The organism is Halomonas sp. DP5Y7-2 (assembly GCF_019802025.1).
GTDB lineage: Bacteria > Pseudomonadota > Gammaproteobacteria > Pseudomonadales > Halomonadaceae > Halomonas > Halomonas litopenaei_A.
The window spans coordinates 53,751-73,318 of the sequence record NZ_JAHVHY010000005.1 but is presented as its reverse complement, the minus strand read 5'-3'; the positions used below and the strand labels follow the sequence as shown (position 1 = coordinate 73,318).

The window sequence follows — 19,568 nt, the reverse complement described above, 5'->3', positions numbered from 1 at the left end:
AAGCCCGCGCTTGGCGGACTGTTAGAGTGCGTTGCGAAAGCGGGTCAAAGCCCGGTGCATATCGGCGGGTGTGCTTGATCGTCGAATATCGGCCTTGGCGGTGATGCGCGCTTTCTCAATGGTGCCGGCACGCTTTTCCCATCGGGTGCGAGCGCGCTTGATGCGCTGGCAGACGGTGGCCACGTCAGCGCCCGTGGCGTTTGCCTCAGCTTCGACCATAGGCCCCGACCCTTGTGCAGCCTCGGCCAGCTTGAGCTGGTAGACGGCCTCTTGAGCGGGTGAGACGCAGCGTGCTGCTTCAGCATCGCTGTCTACCAAGACCAGGTAATGTAGCTCCGCCTCTGCCCTCGAAGAGAATCGTCGAACGCTAAGCCTATCCATCGATTGTCACCTGCAGGGTTTCATCAAGGCGCCAGGCCGGGCCCACCAGATGAATCTCGTAGGCGCCAGGTACGTCGACTTCCAGCTGGGCGATGTCGCCGGTAATTACCATCTGGTGCCCGCCCATCGACAGCAGGGTGCCAGGCTCAAGCCCTGTGATGACCGCGGTTAAGCCGTCGGTGGTAACCTGAGCACCACGGCTCTGCTTCGGCTTGATTTGACCATCTTCCAGATCCACGAAGTGGGCTGCGTCGTCAAAGCCTCTCTCAACTTCGACGTAGTTTTGCCGCTCATCGCATTGGAGATCGATAGCGTCTTCATGGCACTCGACTATTTGCTGTATGAAGCCAGAACTCATGTCGTAGATAGCGGCTATCATCGTGCGGCTCCCAAGCCTGTGAGGATTGCGTAGTTGATGCCGGTGTTGCCGGTGTTTCGGTAACACTGAACCTTGATGTTGATGGTCCCGTTTCGAACACCTGCATCGATGACCCCGTGAATGCCTGCTTGATCTCCGGCCATTTCATAGCGGACTGAGCCGTCCACGACCCACCGCCAATACGATCCGGCGTAGCCCTGCACGCTGGCGTCAAACCACGCCAGGGCTCGCCCTCCCTTCGGGTTGACGTTGATTGAAACGACATCCGCCCAGGTGTTCTGACTGGGGATCGTGGAGGTCCTGCTGGCACTTACGGGTATGGTCACCGCCTGACCGGCGATCTGGAGTGTGTCGACCTGGGCATCCCCGATCTTGGCCCGGGTGATCGCGGCATTTGCGATCTTGGCGTTGGTGATCGCTCCATTCCGGATGTGCGCGTTCTGTACGTCGATGTTGTACAGCTTGCCGTAGTCGACATAGAGCTGGTCTGCCTGGATGTACTCGGCTCGCACCTTGCCGTTTTGAACAATGAACGAGCCATCAGACGCCTTGAGCTTGGTGAACGTCAGGTACTGGATCAGCGCTTCTTTCAGGTACAGGGTGCCATTGGTGAAAATGAACGGAATCACCTCGGCAGCGCCATCACCCGGTTGGGCGATGTAGAACCGATCCGCCAGCACGCCAAAGTCGAAGACGCCCTGATCCTCGTCATAGGCTGTCCCAAAGCCCGCCACGCGGCCGCCGCCAGTCACGTTCAGCACATAGCTGGAGTTGAGCCCGTCGATGTTCTGGCTCAGGTCTGAGAAAAGGTCGGTCTGTTTGATCTGACCGCTGATCACCGACATGATTTTGTCGGGGTCGTTCTCAGTAGTGGCCTGCACGGGATACCAGCTCGAGACGCCGTAGGCGTTGATGCCGCGCACGTAGTAGTAGTAAGTGGTATCGGGCTCGAGGTTGGTGTCGGTCAGGGTAGGCGCCACACCGACGCGCACCGCATTCGATTCGATCAGTCCTGTTGTGAGCGGGGCATTGGAACGCCAGAATTCCCACATCTGCCCAGGGTAGAGACCATTCGGGATCAGCGTGATCTCGAAGGTGCCTGTGCGGATATCGATGCTGTCTGGCGGCGTCGGCAGCAGCAGACCGGCCACATTGGTGGTCCTATATGCCCAGGGCGACGCGGAGCCCGTTCCTGTTAGGCCACGAACCCGAATCTGCCATTCACCTGGCTCTGCATCGAGGATGTCGAAGGACGTCCCTGGACCGGTGAAAGCTTCTCCCCATGACACGTCATTCGGCCCCTGCACCTCGGCAATATAGCGAACGACTCGAGCGTCCTCGCTGGGCGTCCAGCTGACGGTGATCTTCTGGTGCTCGGTGCCGCCGGCAAGGTACTTGGATGCCTCGACGGTGATGGAGTAGGGCGCCACTACCGGTCCAGTCGGGATCAGCGTGTAATCCTCGTCCGGCAGGTTGAGGCCTTGCTCGACGCGATCGTACTTCGTCGGGTCATGCTCAATGGCGGTGATTTGGTAGATCGCCGTTTCTTGCTCCGCGACGGATAGCACCCGGAACTTGCGGGGCTCTACGTCCTGGCTCGACAGCATCCAGATGGCGCCGCGGATCGGCTCTGCTGAGAGCGGGCTGACCAACTCGACATGATCTCCGGCGAACCTGTCGACCTGTCGGCGCTCAATCCCACCAGTGGGCAGCAGCACGTCCAGATACCAGTCACTGCCGTTGATCTCAGCGGGAATCTGGTCAAGCACCAAGGCAGAGACACCAGGACGGACGACGCGGCCAGAGAGCCGGGCGCCGGCTGTGGTTGGGTCGTTCACCGCGATGATGTCACCCGGACGCAGGTCGGCATGGTCGACGCTGGCCTGGTAGGTGATCGTCTCGGTTTCGGCGCGCTCACTGTAGAGCATCCACTTGCCGAGCCTGTGGGCCTGACCGCGGCTTGTACAGCCTACGGCGGTGACGTCGATCTGCTTCCAGCCAAATTGCTGGATCGCATCTGCATCCTCGATAACCTCGACCTGCAGCCGGTAGTTGTCTGCCGGATCGTTCCAGCTCACAAGAGCGACTGAATGCCGTGCCTTGAGCGCAGTGCCGCTGTACTCAAATTCACCATCGAGGACGTTGGACGGCGACACCAGCTTGACGGGGTCCGCGGGCATATCGGCGGTAGCCATCACGGTATTGGCGCCCCAGTACGTCATGCCACGGAAAGCGGAGGCCAGGGTGCTGAGCGCCTTGATGGCCTCCTCTCGGCTCGACAGCACGGTGTTGAAGGTGAAGCGCGGCTCTTGGCCGCCGAAACCGTCGGGGATCAGCTCATCGCAGTATTGGGCGATCTGGTAGAGGCCCCATTTGTCGACGTTCTCCAAGCCTGCGCCGTACCGCTCGCTGGTGGCCAGGTCGAGGAAGCACCAGGCGGGATTGTCGGTCCAAGCCAGCTTGAACGAGCCATTCCACAGGCCGGTGTACTTTCTCGTCGCTGGATTGTAGTTGGCCGGCACCCGGACGATCAGTCCCTTGACGTCGTAGCTGCGCGAGGGGATCTGGCTGCCAAAGTCTTGGGCGTCGACCTCGAGTCCGACCAGTGCCGTATCGGGATACTGTAGCTTGGCGTCGATGATCTCGGTGTAGGTGGCCCAGTACGTCGCGTTACGTAGAGTGGCGCTACCGTTGTCGGGCGTCACGCGGCGCACGCGGATATCCCAAGGGCCATCGCCCGTGAGCGGCACGCGATAGGAACGCTGGTAGGGGCTGGTGGTCTTGCCCTTGATAATGTCGTAGCGCTTCTCGGACCAGCTACCTCCATTGGGGCGAACGTCAACAGCCACCGCCACCTCGGTGGGCAGCAGATCGCCATTCTCGACGTTCTGATAGCTGAGCGCCTGCACCTGGACGGTGACGCGAGCGGCATCAGCCTCCGGATTGGTAACGGTGCGAACAACCGGTGTTGCCTTTGTCACCTCGGTGGATACGTCGTTGGCGGTCTCCACCGCTGGAAACCCTGCGATGTGCGATTGATCGGGCTCACCGGTGCGGGTGTGAACAGTCACGCCCTGGAAGTTGAAATCGCCTCCCTCGTCCTGCAGCGGCGTCTCATCCAGATAGATGCTCTTGAGCCCGTTGGTCAGGCCGACAATTGGACCCTCGCCCAGCACGTCGATGATCCTGGCCTTGGAGGTGGAGCGAAGGGTGTTGGGCGCCTCGCGGGGAGTGCGGGCTTCATCGCCGCCGCCCTTGCCGCCTTTCGCGCCATAGACAACCAGATCGGTCATTCGTCCAGCTCCTCAGCAGTCATGCCAGCCGACGCCACGACACTGCCGACCTTCACGCGGCCATAGATCACCGGCACCGGAAGTCCTTGAGTGCTGGTGTTGGTGGGTCCATCGAACAGGAAGGAAGGTCGCTCGTCGGGCCGCTCCCGCTCGCCGTAGTCGCCTGTCTGCGGGGTGGGGGATAGCATTTGTGAGACGCCGCCTAGTGTCAGCGCGACGCCAGCGTTTACCATCCAGCCTTGCTGCAAATAAACGCCAACGGCAACCAGCGCAACGCCCGCAATGGTCTGCCAGATACCATCGCCCCCAGCCCCGGCGACCGCTGGGAGTAGGTGAATCTCGGTGGCATCATCCATGCCGACCACCAAGCCTTCTTCGTCGAGGGACACACCGCCGTCGAGCGGGCCGCGCACGACATGCCAGTCGCCATCACGGATGACAGCCTCAAAGCCGGGAATCTGGATCAACAGTGCCCGGATTGCCTCGGCCGGATCACGGACGTCCAACGAAAAGGACTCGCCGAAGCGAGCCCCAAGAAAGCCATGCAGATAGAGCGTTTTCATCAGTCCCTCGACGTGTGTCGGAGCCAGTGGGTGATGTAGGGGAGCCAGCGGGTAGCAGGGTCTCGGCGCGAGAGGCGGGAGGGATCGACAGGCTGCCGGCCAGATGGGTGGTGCAGGCATAACCCATTCTCCACCAGGACGCCGCCATGGTTGGGCACGTCGCTGCGAAGTTGTGCGAACCACATATCGCCAGGCATGGCCTCGTCCGCGTCGATGATGCGGAACCCTGCCTGTTCGAAGCCCTGGCGGTAGAGGTCTTGCCCTTTGAGCCACCATTCCCACGAGCGAGGAAACTCGGGAAGATCGATCTCCAGTTCCATCGCGTAGTAGTCGCGGATCAGGGCGTAGCAGTCGGTCACGCCGTGGACGAAGCCCCTGCCGACCAGCTCAGGCCGGTCGCCGCCGCCCCACCAGCGAATGGGTGTCGTGGTGTTGCCATCGGTGGCCACGACCCCCCACGGCACGCCCGACGCAATCTGCCCGCGCATGTCGGCCTCGCTGGGACAGTCCGGGTAGTCCGGGTGTGAGTGAACAATGGCCCGCAGACCCTGGGCGGTGGCCGCTGCCATATCGCGCTTGGCTACGACGAAGGTGGATCGGGGGTCGTCTGCTACATTGGCTACCTGCCGACAGCCGTGGTCGGTGATCAACCACACAGCCTCATCGGGATAGGCGGCTAGGGCTTCGGCGCGTATTTGATGGTCACAACAACCAATGCGTCTGCCGTTGAAAATTGGCACTGATTGACCTCTCTCTAGATGCTAGAGTCGCTAGTGCGTTCCCTTTTTAACCAGCTAAGGAATCAGCCATGGATGACTGGAAGTTAGCTAGTATTGGTCTAAAGGGGCTTGACCAGGAACGCTATATTGAAGCGGTTTTCACCAATGACTCTGGAACGCATTTCATGTTCACAATGTGTTGTCCCGAGGGCATTGATAGCATGCGCTTAGATCAGATCAGTGATGCAGTTCTGGATCATAGGAGACGCTTGTTCACTGATATAGAGGTCTAGCCTCACCTAATCCTTCCCACGCCTGGAAAAGCTCGTGTGGGAAGGATGCCAGCCTCGCCGAATCTCAACCGGCAGTCGCTCAGCCGTTTGCCGCATACGTCGCGCCCCATGCCCGGCAGAGCATCGGAACCATCAGCCTCCCACTCGCCGGAGCCAGAATAGGGGCAGGTCACGCCTTCATAGCGGTACTGCGTGCCGTCCCACCAGCGATAGCGATGCGTGCACGAGTCCCGCAGGATCTGCCGATGGGGAATCATCCGGCCTTCCTGATCCATCTGCACCGACAGTTCAAACTGGATCTGCCGACGGTTCTGTGAGGCCTTGCGCTCGATCACGTAGTAGTCGATCGGAAACAGAGCCTCGGGGTCGGGCGACGTGCCGTCATCCAGGTGCCGGCGATAGGTCCTCAGGCGCTTGACCGGGGCTCCGACCAGGTCGTCTGCACTGATCACCAGCGACAGAAACGCGAGTTCCATGGCGGTGACCGATAGCGTCGGACGGGGCAGGGTGCCTTGGCCGTTCCACTCAAAGCCCTCGGCCTTGATCGGCACTGGCTGATATTCGTAGCCATTGAACCGAACCGGGCCACCATCGATCGGGCAGGGCGCGAAGCGCAGAATGCCATCACCGTAGTTACGAGCATCAAGCTCGAACATGGTGACGATCGCATCCTGCTCTAGGCGCTGGGCATAGGAAGCGATGATCTGGCTCATAGCCCGAAGTCCTCGGTGAACGTGGCTGTCAGGGTATGCCGCTTGAAGGTGTCCTCGGAGACCTTAGGGTGCTCTTTGCAGACCACGCGCCATGCCTCAGGCTCACCGGAGACCTGCCACAGGAAGGCATAAACACCCAGGCGTTGCACCAGGAAATCCCGCAAGCGCTCCATCTGCTCTTGGGTGATGAGGCTCCATGTCACGGTCCACTCTCGCCTAGACGAACTGATACCGGTAGGCCGGCGCTGCTCGTATCCATCACCAAAGCTCACCGCATCCACAGCGAACGAGCCGCCGCCGGTCAGCCCATAGTCAGGCTCCCGGCCAATATCGGGGAGGAAGTCGATCTCCATGAATTACCTCTTGGCGAGCAGCCCGCCGGGGCGCTGCTGTTCGATGATGAACTGAGCGAACTGGGCCTTGTTGGCGCGCTTGAAGGCATCAGCCTGGCGTGCTGCATCTTGCTGTGTGGCGCCTGGCTGGGCTTCAACTGTGATCTGCGGGGCGTAGGTGATCTGCGGGGCCATCGTGGACGATGCACCACCACCCACCAGGCCGCCATTCGCGTAGCCGGGCATGTTGTTGAGGCGCTCGAGCATAGGTAGGACGCCTGGCTGATCGACCACCGACTTTTTCACCACGTACTCACCGGCATGCACAATTCCCGCTGGGTCGTTCTTTGCACCGGGCCCGGTGTAGCCGCCGTCAGCGTACAAGCCGCCAACAGTGCCGCCGCTGTACGTACCGGCTGAACCTCCACCGTAAGCCGCCAGGCCCGTAGAAACGGCAGTTCCAAGCCAGTCCACCGCTGGCTCGGTGATGCTCTTGCGAACCGCAAGGCGAGCAATGTCCTCGGCAATGCCGGATAGGACCTCCCGAAAGCCTTCGCCGCCCACGATGGCGTCCTCGAACGCACTAGAAAAGGTCAGCCCAAGATCCCGAGTGAGGTCGTCAGTCTCCTTGACCTTTTCCGCCAACCCTCCAGTGGCGATCTGCTCCATAAAGCCGCCGGTCAGCTCAGCCGAATACTGTGTACGCAGTCGCTCCTGAGCTTCAGCAAGCCGGAAGGTGTTGTCTGTGGCAGCCTTGAGGTCGAGAAGCTCCATTTCTTCCCGAAACTGCCGGCGGGCAGCTTCAAGGGGGAATAGTCGATCGATCAGGCGCTGCTGGGATTCAGCGAGTTCCTTTGCAGCTTTGTCTGCTTCACTCGTGCTCTCTGCCAGCGCTCGCAGGCTGTTGGTGGGCTTTATGCTGCTTTCGCCCAACGATTCCAGGCGATTCTCAAGCTGGACAACAGCCTCGTCGTAGCTGGCAATCTCTGTTTCGATTTGCCGCACGGCTTCCACTGCCTGATTCCGCCCCGGGCCAGCGCCTGGGCCAATGCCGACATATCCTGGCCCAGGACCCTGCATCTGAATGGCGTCTCGCTCCGCTCGCGCTGTCTGCGCAGCTCGCTGCAGGTCCGCGATATCAGCCGAGAGCTTCGATATTCCGTTCTTGAGCGCTGCTTCGCTGTTCATATTGATTGAGTCGGTCAGCGCATCAACAGTGGAGGTGACTGACTCAATTTTAGGCTGCACTAGGCCCAGTTCTTCTCGGAAGTAGTAGATGCTCCCGGCCGCAATAACGGCTGCACCTACGGGACCGCCAAGGAGGGCTACAGCGCCGGAAAGGCCGCGGGCCGCAATGCTGGCTCGCCCCATTGCCGCTGTCGCTGCGTTTGTCGCAGCCGTGTGAGCTCCTGCTGCCTCTGCAGCTCGAACTCTTGACGCAGAAAGAGCGTCAAGAGCAAATCGGTGAGCTGCTGTGCCTCGAGTAGCTTGCTCTTCGATACGGTTGGAACTCAGCATGACTTTTGCGGACGCCAGTTCAGCAGCCGTGCGACGGGTCACAGACTGCGCCGCCAGTGCATCAGCCTTGGCGCTGGAGAGGGCTGCAGCCGCCTGGGTGGCCGAGGCAGCTGCTGATGCAGATAGGGCCCCGATCAGACGCCCGCCGATAACTATGGCCACGCCTCCTGCAGTATTGGCCATAACGTCCAGGTTGCTTACCAGTGCTGATACGCCTTCACCGACAGTTCCAAGGACATCACTCAGCTCGTCTCCGTAGCCAGCGATCTGGCGAGATACCGATGTTGAGATAATGCGCTCAAGCTGTTGAAACTCACCTCTCAGGTCGGCCAAGGCCTGTAGGTCGCTTTCAGAAAGAACGGCATTTAGCCGGTCGGCTTCATCAGCCATAGCCTTGAAGCCTTCGCCACCGTTGCGAAGAAGTGGGATGAGCTCTGTGGTGTCGCTGGCCAGCGCCTCCAGGTAGAAGGTTGTCTCTGACGCTGAGAGATTCGCCTTCTCAAGGCCATCGTAAATCGCTTGTAGGGCCTGGGGTCCGGACATGCGAGCCAGCTGGTCCACAGTCAGGCCGATTTTTGGCGCAATGCCTTCAAAGAAGTCCGCGAATTCGCCAGCACCAGTCTGGAGGAAATCGCCGATGCGATCCTGCGTGTCACGGAGAATATCTGCGAGCTTCTCCTGCTCCACGCCATAGGCTTCTGCGCCATAGGCTAGGCGCTGAAATTGCTCCGAGCTGGTGTCCGATATGCGTGCAAGGTTTTGGATTTGCCGAGCGGAGTCAGACGCCTGCCTTGCGACCGCTCCAAACGCAGCACCGCCAGCAGCAATGCTCGCGAGGGCTCCGCTCGCAGCGAGAGCCGCTGCTTTTACGCGAGTAGCTGATTCGGTGACATCATTTAGCGAACCGGATGCCCTGTCACCAGCCCTGTCGACATCGGCCAGTCCACGCTCCACGCGCTTCAACGAACGCTCACCGCTACGGCTATCGATCACCAACTCAAGGCGGCTGGAATAAGGCATCACAAGCTCCGGGCATTAAAAAACCCAGCGCTTGGCTGGGCTCAAAGAATCAAGATGAACATCTAGATATTCGTATAATAACTAAAGGGCGGTTGGAGATAGATCCATTGAGAATCCGGAATCGATAGAGATACGGTATCTGCGATATTCACCATCTTTCAGCGAGAATTCTCGCTCCTTAAGAACGTCAGGGCACAATGCCGAATCAGTTTCAGCGCCCAATATGTGACGCCCTTCAGCGACATAGAATTGTGCAACTTCTCCGGGCGATATCTCGCCAGCACGATTCCCATCGATGTTGATGAACGTGCTGCAAGCGCTGCCAGTAAATCCATTGTCTCGCGTTATTACTAGCTGTCCGTGTGGCACACCTGGCGGGGATTGCAGGTCAAACAATCTATTTTCCGGCACTGGCTTAGCGTTTTCCGCTGACACTGGTGATGTTGAGCAACCTGCGAGCATGGCTGAGACTGCAATTACCGAAATACAATATTTCACTTACGACCCCCTGCTTTCCATGTATGCCCAGTCCATCTCTCGAATCACAGAAATGAACTCATCCGCTGAGCAGGGTAGCACCATCATCTGGCGCAAAGCAGCCATCTCAGACAACGGTATGGGCTGAGTGGCGCCGAAGCCGGCAGGCCTTGATGGGGAGAGGAGGTCGAACAGGTGCAGCCAGAAGGCACAGCGCTCGTCGATCTCGGGCGGCTCAACCTGCTTGGTGAGATTGAGCGCCTTGGCGATCGTGGCGAGCTTGGTTTCTCGTCCGGCTGTTGTCAGGCGGTACTTGAGCGCTGCCGCGGCTTTTTTCCTTGGTCCTCAATGTCCTCACGACGAAAGTTGGACAGGTCGTTGGCCTGACTGAGAATGCGCGCCACCAGATCAGGGTTGTCCAGCATCACCTCAACCGCATTTTCGATGCTGTAGGGGATCGGTTCGCCGCTATCGTCTTCGACGCCGCTCCAGTCTCGCAGAACGCCGGTGGCAATGGCCGTGTACAGGGCGCGCTCTTTCTCAGCTGGCTCGATCTTCTTCCGATAACCGGACTCCTCCAGCGCCTGCTCGTAAATGGGGTTGCCAGCTCTGGCGACCTTGAACTGGCCGCCCATGATTGCTAGCCAAACGCCTTGAGTGAAGGCGTCAGGTGAGTATCGTTTTGCATTGAAAGCCATCGGGGATTCCTTATGCCAGCACGCGGGTGACTTTGATGGGAGTGTTCTTGGCGGTGTAGTTGAGCGACACCTGCACGATGTCCTCATTGCCACCGTCCGGCAGCTCGCCGTCGATCTCGATTTCCGGCAGGTCGAAGGTGTAGCTGTTGCCGGCGGCATCGGTCAGAGGGAAGGACACGCCGATAGCCTCGCGGGTCAGCATCTTCTTCCATTGGTTCCAGGCCGCCTTGCTCCAGGCCATGGTGAGCGAGCCGGAGACGTTGGCCGACGTGGCAATCAGAGCCCCAGGGCCAGCCTTGCCAAGGCAACGCTGTGTTTGCAGCGTGTTGTCGATGGACATGGAAAGGGCGCTGATGCAGGCCTCGCCAGCCAGCGTAGCGCCGTCGACCAGGATATCGCCCACACTGGTAGCTGAACCCATGGCAACGGTCGTCGTTTGTGGGTTCACTGTGCCAGCGGCAGTCGGATCGGTCTCGCCGTCCTCATAGCCGAGGCCCATCCCGGTGAAGCTGCAGGTCACCTTGCCTTCTTCGGGGATGTCGAGCTGCATGGCGCCAATGTGCACGCCCTTGAAGGTTGAGTAGACGCCGATGTCCTTGAATGCCTTCACGATGGTGAAGGTGTGGCGGTCAGCACCAATCTCCAGCACATCAGTCGCCCAGGTGCCGTAGAAGGCTGCCTCGAGCAGCTTGTCGAACGTGCCCGCGCTCATCTCGCCAGCCAGGTCGCCGGAGTAGTCGAGGCTGGTGATGATGCCGCCGCCCTGCATGCGCGTCTCGCGGATCTCAGCAGAGACCTCGGTGGAGACGTTGGGCGTCAGGGTATTGCCAGTGAGGCGCAGGGTGTCCCAGGTCGCCGGGTCAGGCGTTTCCCCAGGCGTGGACTCGGGAGCGAGGTAGGTTGCGATCTGAGAGCCGCTGGACATGTGTTTTCTCCAGGCATGAAAAAAGCCGCTCAAGGCGGCTCGGAGGTGGACGGTGGGGCAGTTTATCCGACGCGGAAGGGCGTCTTTACATTCAGCTGATAGTTGCCGTCAGTGGGCCCTACGCGCTGCACTGAGGAGGCGAGCGTTTCGAGGTGGCCAGTACGCCAGAACTGCAGGTGCGCAGCCAGGGAGTCGGCGACCTGATACGCCTGCCGACTGCCCTGGTTATCCTTGGTGAACACCTGGCACATGATCAGCCCAGGGCGGCGAATGCAGGGCTCGGAGCCGAGACCAGCGACGAAGCTGTCGCCGTGCTGGATGGTCAGCCGAACCCATGGCTCCTGGTTGGTGATGGCCGCATCCACGCTCGGCCCGTTGGGGTCGCCGTCGAATGCCACGGGCACACCATCCCACGCCACCATGCGCGACTCGATAGCGATGCGGATCTCGTCGAAGGTCAATTGGTATACCTCGCACGCAAGGATTCGAAGGCAATGGAATAGACGCCTAGAGGCGCCTGTTGTGAATGCCCATATTCCAGGCTCTCGCCGTAGATTATGTTTGATTGAAGGACCACAGCTTTGAAGGGCTTGCCCCGGGCGGCTGACAAAACAGCCTCGGCATCTCGCCGGACTCGGGCGCCTGACTTGTCCGGCTCGGGCACCGCTGAGTTGTCACTGCCATTCACGGTAACCAGATGACTCCCCTTGTAGGCCCCTGTATCGACAGGTGAGTGAAGAATGAGCTGCTGCAAAGCGAACAGCACCATTTCTTCTTGCCGGGCCGAGATGTCTTGCCCCACCTGCCGAGCGAAACCGGTCAGTGATTTGCTCCATCCTTGCTTGGCCATGGCTACCTCCGAAGCTGGATTTTCCAAGTGGCCCTGGCCGGGTCCTGCCCAACGGTGACCACCAGCATGCCGTCGATGGTGTCGTCGACTCTGGGCCTGGCCGGGGCCTGGTCATCGTCCATGATCAGCTCATTCTGAAGTACGCCTGAGAGCTTTACGTCGGTGCGCCGGATGTGCTGGTCATCAACCTCTTGGGTCGAGTAGTCGCCGAACACGCCGCGACCGGAGTAGGTCACCGTTGTTGTGTTGCTGCCAGTCTCTGGATCGTACTCGCCGGCTATCTCGCGGGAGCCAGTGAAGGTGCGCACGGCGTCACTCAGCTTGCCGTCGAACGCCTTGGGCAGCTTGGCGTTGATTTTGTCCTGGATGTAGCCCATCACAGCCTCCGGAGGATGGTGAAGCCGTTCGTCTTCGGCAGGTACGGGGCCAGCAAGTCGGTGATCATCGAGAGTGCGCCGGTCTGTGACTTGGCGCCGTCCTGGTACTCGGTCTCCACCTCGACGGTGTCGGCCCTTACCCGCTCGCGCTTCAGGGCGCCGTCGGTGTCGGCGTAGAGCCGGCCATTCGCCGCCTCCTGGGCCAGCAGGGCGCCGGCCATGACCACGTCATCGTCGACAGGATCGGCGAGTCGGGCCCGCTTGGCGGTGAGCCAGGTGTTGGCCTCCAGCACGGCGCGCGTCTTGTCGCCCGAGCCTTCCCAGCCGGCGCCCAGTTTGGTGTCGACATCGTCAACGGTGACGTAGGTGGCCATGGGTTACTCCTGCCCGTCTTCGTCCTGGCTGCCGGACTCGATCTCGGCCATCCGCTGTTCCAGGGTCTCGGTCTTGGTGTTGGCACCGGGGCGCTTGCCGGTGGTCTGCTCGATGGCGTCCATCAGTTCGGCGCGGCGGGCCCGCTCGTCGGACTCGGCATCGTCCGGACGCGGTCTTTCGGCGCCGATCACCTCGACCTCGATGCCGGCGGCCTCGTAGGCGGCGACCACGTCGGGGTGATGGCCCTCGACGGTGACGCTGGTGGCGGCCTTGTCGGCGCCGGCGAAGAAGCGGGGATTGCGGTACTGCGGCCCGGGCTCGAAGCCGCGGCGGCGCGTGGTGTAGATCAGGTGCATGGCTGACTCCTATCAGCTGGCCAGCGGGCGAACCGTAGGCCGCCCGCCAGGGATCACAGAGAGGTCACGATGACGCCGGCGGTGTCCTTAACATCGCTGGCGATCTGCGACCAGTTCCCGCCGGTGCCGATGGTGGCATCGTCGGGCGACTTGGTGCCGCCATAGGAGTAGCCCTTGAGGCCGAGGTTGTAGGTGTACTCGGCCTGGAAGATCCGGCGGATGTTCTCGTCGCCGGTCTTCTCCTCGACGGTGGCGTAGTAGTCGTTGTTGTCCTCGACAACCGCGGCACCTTCGGCCAGGCCAAGGGTGTGGTAGTGGTCGGTGCCAGCACCGCCACCATCGGCCTCGTACAGCGCAGGAGAGTCGGTCATCACAAACCGGCGGCCGAATCCATCCTGGGTGACGCGCACGGTGCCGAATTCGAACAGCTGATTGCCGTTGGTCAGGGCGCCGTCGAACAGGTCGGTCATCGGCTTGGAGTGGAGCACCCAGACCATGATGTCCATCATGCGATCGCCGAACTTGCCGGCACCCTTGTTGAGGGCGTTCAGATTCAGAGTGCCAGCAGTGGCGTCGTGCGCCACGGCGGAGTTGCCGATCATCGCAGTCTGCAGGGCCAGGATGGCGGTGTTCACCTCATCGGCGATGACGCCTCGAGCGACCTGCTCGCCGATCACCACACCGGCCTCTTCGGGCTGACGCTGAATCCACTGAAACTGCTGCGGCTGGAACTCCACCGGGGAGGTGCCGCCAGCGATCTTCACCGCCACATGGTCCATCTGGGCCAGAGTGGTCGGGGTGACGGCGCCGGTGCCGTAGGCGTTGCGACGACGCATCAGGTTGGCGATGGCCTTGTAGGAGGCCTCGTGAGCGAAATCGCCCACGTTGCCCGCCTGCTGGAGCTGCAGGGCACCGCCGGTTGCGGCGTTGAACAGTTCGATCTGCTGGCGGATGGTCTCGGTGGCTGCCGAGTACAGGAAGTCGTTGAAGACTTTCATATCAGAGAGTGCCATAGGGCGCTACCTCATTGGTTTTGCTTGCGTTTCAGGATTTCCACCTTTTCGGCGGTAGACTTCGCGTCCTTCCACGCCCTTGGCGCTGAGGAGCCACCTCCGCCACCCGGCGCCCCCGACCCCTTGGGCTGCGGGAACCAGTGCGGAGCTTTCTCGCGCATGGACTCAAGCCATGCGGAAGGGGTGAGAGGCTTGCCGTCTGCATCCAGACCGGCCTCCTCTCGGGGCACAACGTTGCCCTCGTCATCGACTTCGAACAGCGAACTTGCGCGGTAGACTGCGTCTTGAACAGCCGAGTCCACGATGCCGACTTCGGCGGCCGCAGTTCGGATCTCGTCGCTCATGACCCGGCCGCGGAACTTGTCGGCGAACGCCTTGGCGCTCTCTGCGGTCTGCTGAGCCTCGCTCAGCTGGCGGTCATAGCCTTCCCGCATCCGCTCTGTGCGTTTGTTCAGCACCTCGTCGAGCTTGCCGTCGGCGATTAGCTGGGCCTCCTCGTTCTCGGCCAGCTGCTGCTCGAGCCGGCGGGCCCGCTCGGGGTCCAGCCCCTCGAATTGCTTGAGCTGAGACTTGAGCGTTTTCTGTGATTCGAGCAGTTGGTCGCGCTTTGACTTAAGGCCGCTGACCTCGCTGTTGAGCGCTTCCTCATGTTTGGCGTCCAGCGCCTCCTTGAGAGCCTTGGCCTTGTCTTCTTCCAGCTCGATGCCGAGTTCAGAGAAGTCGATTTCCAGTGGCATGGTGTTGTGCTCCTTGAGCGCGTTGAGGCCGCCCGCCTGGCGAGCAGCCATTAAAAAACCCCGCTCAATGGCGGGGCTTTGAATAAAATTGTTGGTCAGTCTTCGAAATCGCCTAGGCGGCGTCGAACCTCGAAAGAGAGGTTCCAGCAGAGGCGGGCCTGGAGTTGGTCGGCGAGCGTTCCGCTGCCGGACTGCAGCAGGCGCCACAGTCGCCACCAGGTGATGAAATCGGGATCGGCCGGAGTCATGCTGTCAGCCTACCTCATGCCGCCTCGCCAAACACCTCGGCGAATGTCTCGCGGTCGCGTGCTCTCAACTCGTCTAGTGTGTACTCGCGTTGCCGAGGATCGGTGAATCGGTCCAGGCTGTAGCCGCCCTCTTTGTAGAGGCGGTAGCGCCGGTCTCCCAACCATTCGCGCTGATACCGGGCGCTCTGGCTCGCAAACCAGTCGGCGTATGTGGTGCCTGCGCTAACCTGCCCAACCTCAAGGCCGGCAGCTTCGCGCTGCTTCTTGGTCATGTTGCCGATGCTATGGAACTTCCTGCTCCCGTCGCGTCCGGCGACCTTGAGGGCGCGCACGTAGGGCCGCTGGCCCATGATGTCTCCGTCGAGGGAGGGCGCCAGGCTGCAGCGGCACCGGTGATGAAGCGGCGGTTCCGGATGTGGCTCGTCGATCTTCCAGCGCCGACCGTCCAGCGGCGCACATCGGCGGCATGTCCGTCCTTCGAGCTGGGCCACCCAAACCACATGGGTGACGCCCAGGGCGCTGTAGGTCTCCCGGTAGGCCTCGTTGCTCATGTGCTGCCGGGCCGTGCGAACCACGTTGTCGACGTTGTTGCGCGTCGTCTGCAGCACGCCGTCGCGGTACTTGAGCGCCGGTGTCCCGCGCAGGGCCCGGATGATCTGGCTGTTGCTCTGGCCCTCGCTGACGCCTTGGCGGATGGTGCTGTAGACCCGGTTGCGGGTGGCCGGTCCGATGTCGGCCAGCATGTCCTCGACAAACTCCCCCATCACCGGTCGGGAGAGAGCGGCCGATGCCACAGCAGGAGCCGGCGGGACCTCGCCCTCTACCGCCTGGGCGATGAGGTCGCGGACGTATCCCGCCTCCTGATCGGCCAGGGCCGCCAGCTCCTCGAGACTCATGGACTTGATGCGCTCGCCAAGCGTCGAGACCCAGCGGTCAATCGCGTCGCGCAGCCCCTTGAGCCGAGTCGTGTGGTAGCGGCCGCGGGCGAACGCCTGGAGCTCGGCCGGCGTCAGGTTGTCGAGGCGCTCGCCGATCTCCCGGGGAAGCTCGGCGCTCATTTCGTCGATGATCGCCAGCGCCTTATTGACGTGCGCCGTGCCGGTGCGGTGCAGGTATGAGACATGCTGCGCCAGAGCGGTGACGATCCGGCGCTGTCCGTCCTCACGATCACTCATCGTCGGTTACCTGACCATCGAGCAGGGCCAACAGGTCCTGGTCGGCGAGATTGGTGACCCCGGCTTTGCGCAACGACTCGAACAGCACCGCCTGCGGCACCTCGTCGGCCAGGCGCAGATCGCGAACGATGCCCATCATTGCGGCATCGATCTCGGCCTTGGTGAATTCGGGCTCGACCTTGAACGTGATGGCATCGATGTCGGCCTGCGGCAAGTTCAGCCAGCGGCCGAAGTAGCGAAGCAGCTGCTCAATGCCCTCGGCGGCCGTCACCACGACGCTGTACAGGCTGGTGTGCTGATCGCTCTGGCGGGCCTTGCGGGCCTCGCCGGATTCGTCGGCTCCTGCGTCGATCACCCGGGCTCCGGCCTCGAGCGCGGTGTTGCGCTGGTCCTGCATCGCCGTGCGGTTGGCTTCGATGCCCGCGCCCTGAAACTCGAGATACCCGACCTTGCCGTCCTTGCCCACATTCCAGGCGGCCATGGGGCCGCTGACACTGAATTGCTCGTCCTCGCCCAGGTCCGCGGCGATCCACGGTTGGGGATGCGAGGTGTAATGGAGACTGGTGTAGTAGTCTGCCGAGAGTTGGTAGCTCTTGAGCGCCGCCTTCGCCATGGTCAGCAGCGGAATCTCGTCGGTGTCGGCGTTGTTGTCGGTGCTGCCCAAGAAGACCAGGGGGACGAAGTCGAGCGGCGCCTGGTTAGTGCCCGGCATGTCTTCCTCGCCGACTGCTTCACCATGCTCATCCAGCAGACGCACCCGGTATCGGCCCTCGTTGAGGTCGAGCACTCGGTAGCGGGCCTCACTGTCGTGACTGAACTCGTCGCCCTTGTGCACGGCCTCGCGCAGAACAGTCAGCACTAGATCGCGACGCCCATCGACGTCAGCTTCGCGCCAGTTGATGGCGTCGAGCGCGCCGTAGAGGGCCACATAGGGCCGGCCGTCGCCATCCCAGTCTGCGAGCAGCGGCTGCCGGCCGTAGGCCAGTAAGTCCCGCACGGCGCGCAGGAACAGTGTCTTGAGCGGGAAGCCGTCGGCCGTGGCCTCGTCCTGAAGGGAGGCTAGGGAGGTCGGTAGGTTTATCTCGGGTTCCTGGCAAGACACAAGCCCCATCATCGTACGCAGTGAGTCCTTCACCCACAGCGGGTATTGGGCGCGCCGCTTGTAGGACTGGTAGATCTCCCGGGCTTCGTCGAGCGACAGCATCGCGCTTTCGTCGGTTTTCGCCTGGTGCTCGAGAGCCAGCTGACCGCTGGTCTTCGGCAGGTAGCCGATGCCAGCACCCTTGATAGCGCCTTCCCCTTCGATGCTGTCGCGCATCAGCTCCCAATCGGTGAGCTTGTCGTCGTATTGGGGGTGTGTCGTGGTGACAGGCATATCAGGCGAGTCCTCGAATGCGTTTCATGCCGACCTTCGGCTTGTTGACCAAGTAATCCTTCACAATGAAGTACCCGGCAGCGTCGTTGGGGTGATCCTTGTCGTTCTCTTTGTCAGGTTCGCCTTGTTTGTTCCATGCCTGCTGCTCTAACGCGTCGGTATAAGCTGGGCATGCATAGGGGTTTACCTTGTAGCGGCGCTCGCCCTTGGCGTTGCAAAACGCCGCATTCATCGAGTTGACGCGGTCCTTGACGGGTGGGTTACTGGCGTTCACCACCACCCGAAAGCCGGCGTCACGCAATTGAGCAATGTCCGTTGTCGACGCATTCACTGACCGGCGCGAGTCGCCCGAGGCGTCGGGGTATACGTGGATTTCGCAGGTCTTGATGTAATCGTCGCCGTCATAGCGCCAATAGCGCTCTTTGATGCGGCGGATCATGTCGGGGGTGTCGTGCCCCCCCATGATTTCGTCCACCGCGCGAGGATCGCCGTCACGCTTCACATGGGTCACTGCCGCCATCTTGCCGACGTTGAAGTCCATGCCGATAAACAGCGGTTCGCCCTGCTGCACGGTGTCCATGCAAGCATTCAGCGCCCGATCGAACTGACGGTAGACCGTGCCAGTGGTCAGGTTGACGAATAGGCCACGCAGGTAGGCATCGATCAGCTGCGGCGGATAGGCCTCCAGCAGAGCGTCGATGTAGTCATCTGGCAGGTTCGCCTCGTTGTCATAGGTCGATGCCTGAACCAGACCGTAGCGCTGAACCATGGACGGCTTGTCACGCAGCGCCTTGACGAATTGTTGATGGACGAACTTGAACCCCTCGGGCGTCGTCGTCACGTCGATGCCGTTCTTGAGCCCGTCGACTTTGTAGCGCATCCGCGCCATGATCTTGCGCCAGGCCATTTCGGCCTTGGCAGTAGCCATCAGGTCGAGCTCGTCGACCAGGGCATGCCCGATCTTGAAGCCGACGATGCTGCCAGGCTTGTCCATCGAGCGGCATATCACCGTGGAGCGGTACTGCCGGCCGCTATACAGGTGGACCTCGCGGTTTGCCTCTCGCACCTCAGCGCGCAAGGCGAGTGAGTGCGCGACCTCCTCGATGGTCGGGTAGAAGATGTCCCGGATTTGAGGGTAGGTCGGGGCGAAGTACCCCATGTTGATGCGCGGGTGCTGCCAAGCATGGGCGCCGATCCCGCTGCAGCCGACCCAGGTCTTTCCAGAGCCAAAGCCGGCAACATAGGCCCGGAACTTCTGCTGCATCGCCAGGAACTGACCTTGCGGGCGATTAAGCGTCGCCTCGGTTTCGATCGGGGTCGCTGGCATCCTGCACCTTGAAGACGACGTTGACCGGTTGAGGTGCGTCGTCCTGTCCGTCTGGTTCGGGTTTGTTGCGCCACCTGTCTGGTTTGCGGTTGTTCAGCCATATGGCGGCGGCGGTAGTGTCAGGCGGGTAGTGCTTAGTCGTCTGGTGGGTGACGATTTCGCCCTGGTTGTTGAACACTTTCTCCTCGGGGTGGCTGTAGCCGAGAGCTCTCTCATAGAGGCGAGTGGCTACCTCCGCATCTGCCATCACCTTTCCGCTTTTTATGGACTCCGAAAACCCCTTGTGATTGAGCTTCCACTTATTGATAGTGGATTCTGCCACTCCAAAAAAGTCAGCGAGTTCGGCGTCTGTGGCGCCCAGCAAGCACAGCTTGCGGGCCTGCTCGGCGAACTCCGCTTTGTACTTGGTGGGTCTGGCCATTAT

The 19,568-nt window shown here is 61.3% G+C and carries 24 protein-coding genes; 2 read left to right on the top strand and 22 right to left on the bottom strand.

The genetic code is table 11. The features are described 5' to 3' along the window. Positions 1 to 21: 21 nt before the first annotated feature. From KUW18_RS10225 to KUW18_RS10205, 5 genes are all read right to left on the bottom strand, one after another. Complete coding sequence (locus KUW18_RS10225) at positions 22 to 219, bottom strand: hypothetical protein (RefSeq protein WP_222561357.1); 198 nt, start codon at positions 217 to 219, stop codon at positions 22 to 24. 154 nt (positions 220 to 373) lie between these two features. Continuing rightward, positions 374 to 760 (bottom strand): hypothetical protein, encoded by a 387-nt coding sequence (locus KUW18_RS10220; protein WP_222561356.1) that lies wholly within the window; start codon positions 758 to 760, stop codon positions 374 to 376. After that, complete coding sequence (locus tag KUW18_RS10215) at positions 757 to 4,053, bottom strand: host specificity protein J (protein WP_222561355.1); 3,297 nt, start codon at positions 4,051 to 4,053, stop codon at positions 757 to 759. The genes KUW18_RS10220 and KUW18_RS10215 overlap by 4 nt, the downstream gene beginning before the upstream one ends. Beyond that, entirely contained in the window at positions 4,050 to 4,616 is a 567-nt protein-coding gene (locus KUW18_RS10210) for a tail assembly protein (protein WP_222561354.1), read from the bottom strand. The genes KUW18_RS10215 and KUW18_RS10210 overlap by 4 nt, the downstream gene beginning before the upstream one ends. After that, positions 4,616 to 5,356, bottom strand: coding sequence for an NlpC/P60 family protein (locus KUW18_RS10205; protein ID WP_222561353.1), 741 nt, complete (start codon positions 5,354 to 5,356; stop codon positions 4,616 to 4,618). Before KUW18_RS10205 ends, KUW18_RS10210 begins: the two co-directional genes overlap by 1 nt. Positions 5,357 to 5,424: 68 nt before the next feature. On the opposite strand from KUW18_RS10205, the gene KUW18_RS10200 reads away from it, so the two are divergent. Continuing rightward, positions 5,425 to 5,628 (top strand): hypothetical protein, encoded by a 204-nt coding sequence (locus tag KUW18_RS10200; protein ID WP_222561352.1) that lies wholly within the window; start codon positions 5,425 to 5,427, stop codon positions 5,626 to 5,628. Positions 5,629 to 5,630: 2 nt separating this feature from the next. Here the strand turns inward: KUW18_RS10200 and KUW18_RS10195 are convergent, their stop codons facing one another. From KUW18_RS10195 to KUW18_RS10185, 3 genes are read right to left on the bottom strand one after another with little or no spacing between them, the layout of a single operon-like run. Next, entirely contained in the window at positions 5,631 to 6,341 is a 711-nt protein-coding gene (locus KUW18_RS10195; protein WP_222561351.1) for a phage minor tail protein L, read from the bottom strand. Next, positions 6,338 to 6,694, bottom strand: a complete 357-nt coding sequence (locus tag KUW18_RS10190; RefSeq protein ID WP_222561350.1) for a phage tail protein — start codon at positions 6,692 to 6,694, stop codon at positions 6,338 to 6,340. The genes KUW18_RS10195 and KUW18_RS10190 overlap by 4 nt, the downstream gene beginning before the upstream one ends. Before the next feature lie 3 nt (positions 6,695 to 6,697). Beyond that, positions 6,698 to 9,211: a hypothetical protein gene (locus KUW18_RS10185; protein ID WP_222561349.1), complete on the bottom strand. Its 2,514-nt coding sequence runs from the start codon at positions 9,209 to 9,211 to the stop codon at positions 6,698 to 6,700. A 295-nt stretch (positions 9,212 to 9,506) separates the two neighbouring features. Between KUW18_RS10185 and KUW18_RS10180 the strand changes: the two genes are divergently transcribed. Continuing rightward, positions 9,507 to 9,836: a hypothetical protein gene (locus KUW18_RS10180; protein WP_222561348.1), complete on the top strand. Its 330-nt coding sequence runs from the start codon at positions 9,507 to 9,509 to the stop codon at positions 9,834 to 9,836. A gap of 154 nt (positions 9,837 to 9,990) precedes the next feature. Here KUW18_RS10180 and KUW18_RS10175 read toward each other — a convergent pair whose 3' ends face one another. The 14 genes from KUW18_RS10175 to KUW18_RS10110 form a co-directional block, all read right to left on the bottom strand. Then, the gene (locus KUW18_RS10175) at positions 9,991 to 10,386 is read right to left on the bottom strand and encodes a hypothetical protein (protein WP_222561347.1); all 396 of its coding nucleotides are present in this window, start codon (positions 10,384 to 10,386) and stop codon (positions 9,991 to 9,993) included. Between the two features lie 10 nt (positions 10,387 to 10,396). Next, positions 10,397 to 11,311, bottom strand: a complete 915-nt coding sequence (locus tag KUW18_RS10170) for a phage tail tube protein (protein ID WP_222561344.1) — start codon at positions 11,309 to 11,311, stop codon at positions 10,397 to 10,399. 62 nt (positions 11,312 to 11,373) lie between these two features. Next, on the bottom strand, positions 11,374 to 11,772 hold the full coding sequence (locus tag KUW18_RS10165) for a phage tail terminator-like protein (protein ID WP_222561343.1): 399 nt from the start codon (positions 11,770 to 11,772) through the stop codon (positions 11,374 to 11,376). After that, on the bottom strand, positions 11,769 to 12,161 hold the full coding sequence (locus tag KUW18_RS10160; RefSeq protein WP_222561342.1) for a hypothetical protein: 393 nt from the start codon (positions 12,159 to 12,161) through the stop codon (positions 11,769 to 11,771). The genes KUW18_RS10165 and KUW18_RS10160 overlap by 4 nt, the downstream gene beginning before the upstream one ends. A gap of 2 nt (positions 12,162 to 12,163) precedes the next feature. Beyond that, positions 12,164 to 12,538, bottom strand: coding sequence for a hypothetical protein (locus tag KUW18_RS10155; protein ID WP_222561341.1), 375 nt, complete (start codon positions 12,536 to 12,538; stop codon positions 12,164 to 12,166). Then, entirely contained in the window at positions 12,538 to 12,912 is a 375-nt protein-coding gene (locus tag KUW18_RS10150; protein WP_222561340.1) for a DnaT-like ssDNA-binding protein, read from the bottom strand. The genes KUW18_RS10155 and KUW18_RS10150 overlap by 1 nt, the downstream gene beginning before the upstream one ends. A gap of 3 nt (positions 12,913 to 12,915) precedes the next feature. Then, positions 12,916 to 13,269, bottom strand: a complete 354-nt coding sequence (locus KUW18_RS10145; RefSeq protein WP_222561339.1) for a hypothetical protein — start codon at positions 13,267 to 13,269, stop codon at positions 12,916 to 12,918. A 53-nt stretch (positions 13,270 to 13,322) separates the two neighbouring features. Continuing rightward, the gene (locus KUW18_RS10140) at positions 13,323 to 14,282 is read right to left on the bottom strand and encodes a major capsid protein (protein WP_108448748.1); all 960 of its coding nucleotides are present in this window, start codon (positions 14,280 to 14,282) and stop codon (positions 13,323 to 13,325) included. Positions 14,283 to 14,293: 11 nt separating this feature from the next. After that, positions 14,294 to 15,019: a hypothetical protein gene (locus KUW18_RS10135; protein ID WP_045994880.1), complete on the bottom strand. Its 726-nt coding sequence runs from the start codon at positions 15,017 to 15,019 to the stop codon at positions 14,294 to 14,296. Between the two features lie 95 nt (positions 15,020 to 15,114). Continuing rightward, entirely contained in the window at positions 15,115 to 15,267 is a 153-nt protein-coding gene (locus KUW18_RS10130; RefSeq protein ID WP_157033133.1) for a hypothetical protein, read from the bottom strand. Between the two features lie 14 nt (positions 15,268 to 15,281). Then, complete coding sequence (locus KUW18_RS10125; protein ID WP_222561338.1) at positions 15,282 to 16,442, bottom strand: phage minor head protein; 1,161 nt, start codon at positions 16,440 to 16,442, stop codon at positions 15,282 to 15,284. Further along, on the bottom strand, positions 16,435 to 17,817 hold the full coding sequence (locus KUW18_RS10120; protein WP_222561337.1) for a DUF4055 domain-containing protein: 1,383 nt from the start codon (positions 17,815 to 17,817) through the stop codon (positions 16,435 to 16,437). The genes KUW18_RS10125 and KUW18_RS10120 overlap by 8 nt, the downstream gene beginning before the upstream one ends. Before the next feature lies 1 nt (position 17,818). Beyond that, positions 17,819 to 19,144 (bottom strand): terminase large subunit domain-containing protein, encoded by a 1,326-nt coding sequence (locus KUW18_RS10115; RefSeq protein ID WP_213226994.1) that lies wholly within the window; start codon positions 19,142 to 19,144, stop codon positions 17,819 to 17,821. Beyond that, a complete protein-coding gene (locus tag KUW18_RS10110) occupies positions 19,107 to 19,565 on the bottom strand; it encodes a hypothetical protein (RefSeq protein ID WP_222516476.1) in 459 nt (152 codons plus the stop codon). The genes KUW18_RS10115 and KUW18_RS10110 overlap by 38 nt, the downstream gene beginning before the upstream one ends. Between the last annotated feature and the right edge of the window lie 3 nt (positions 19,566 to 19,568).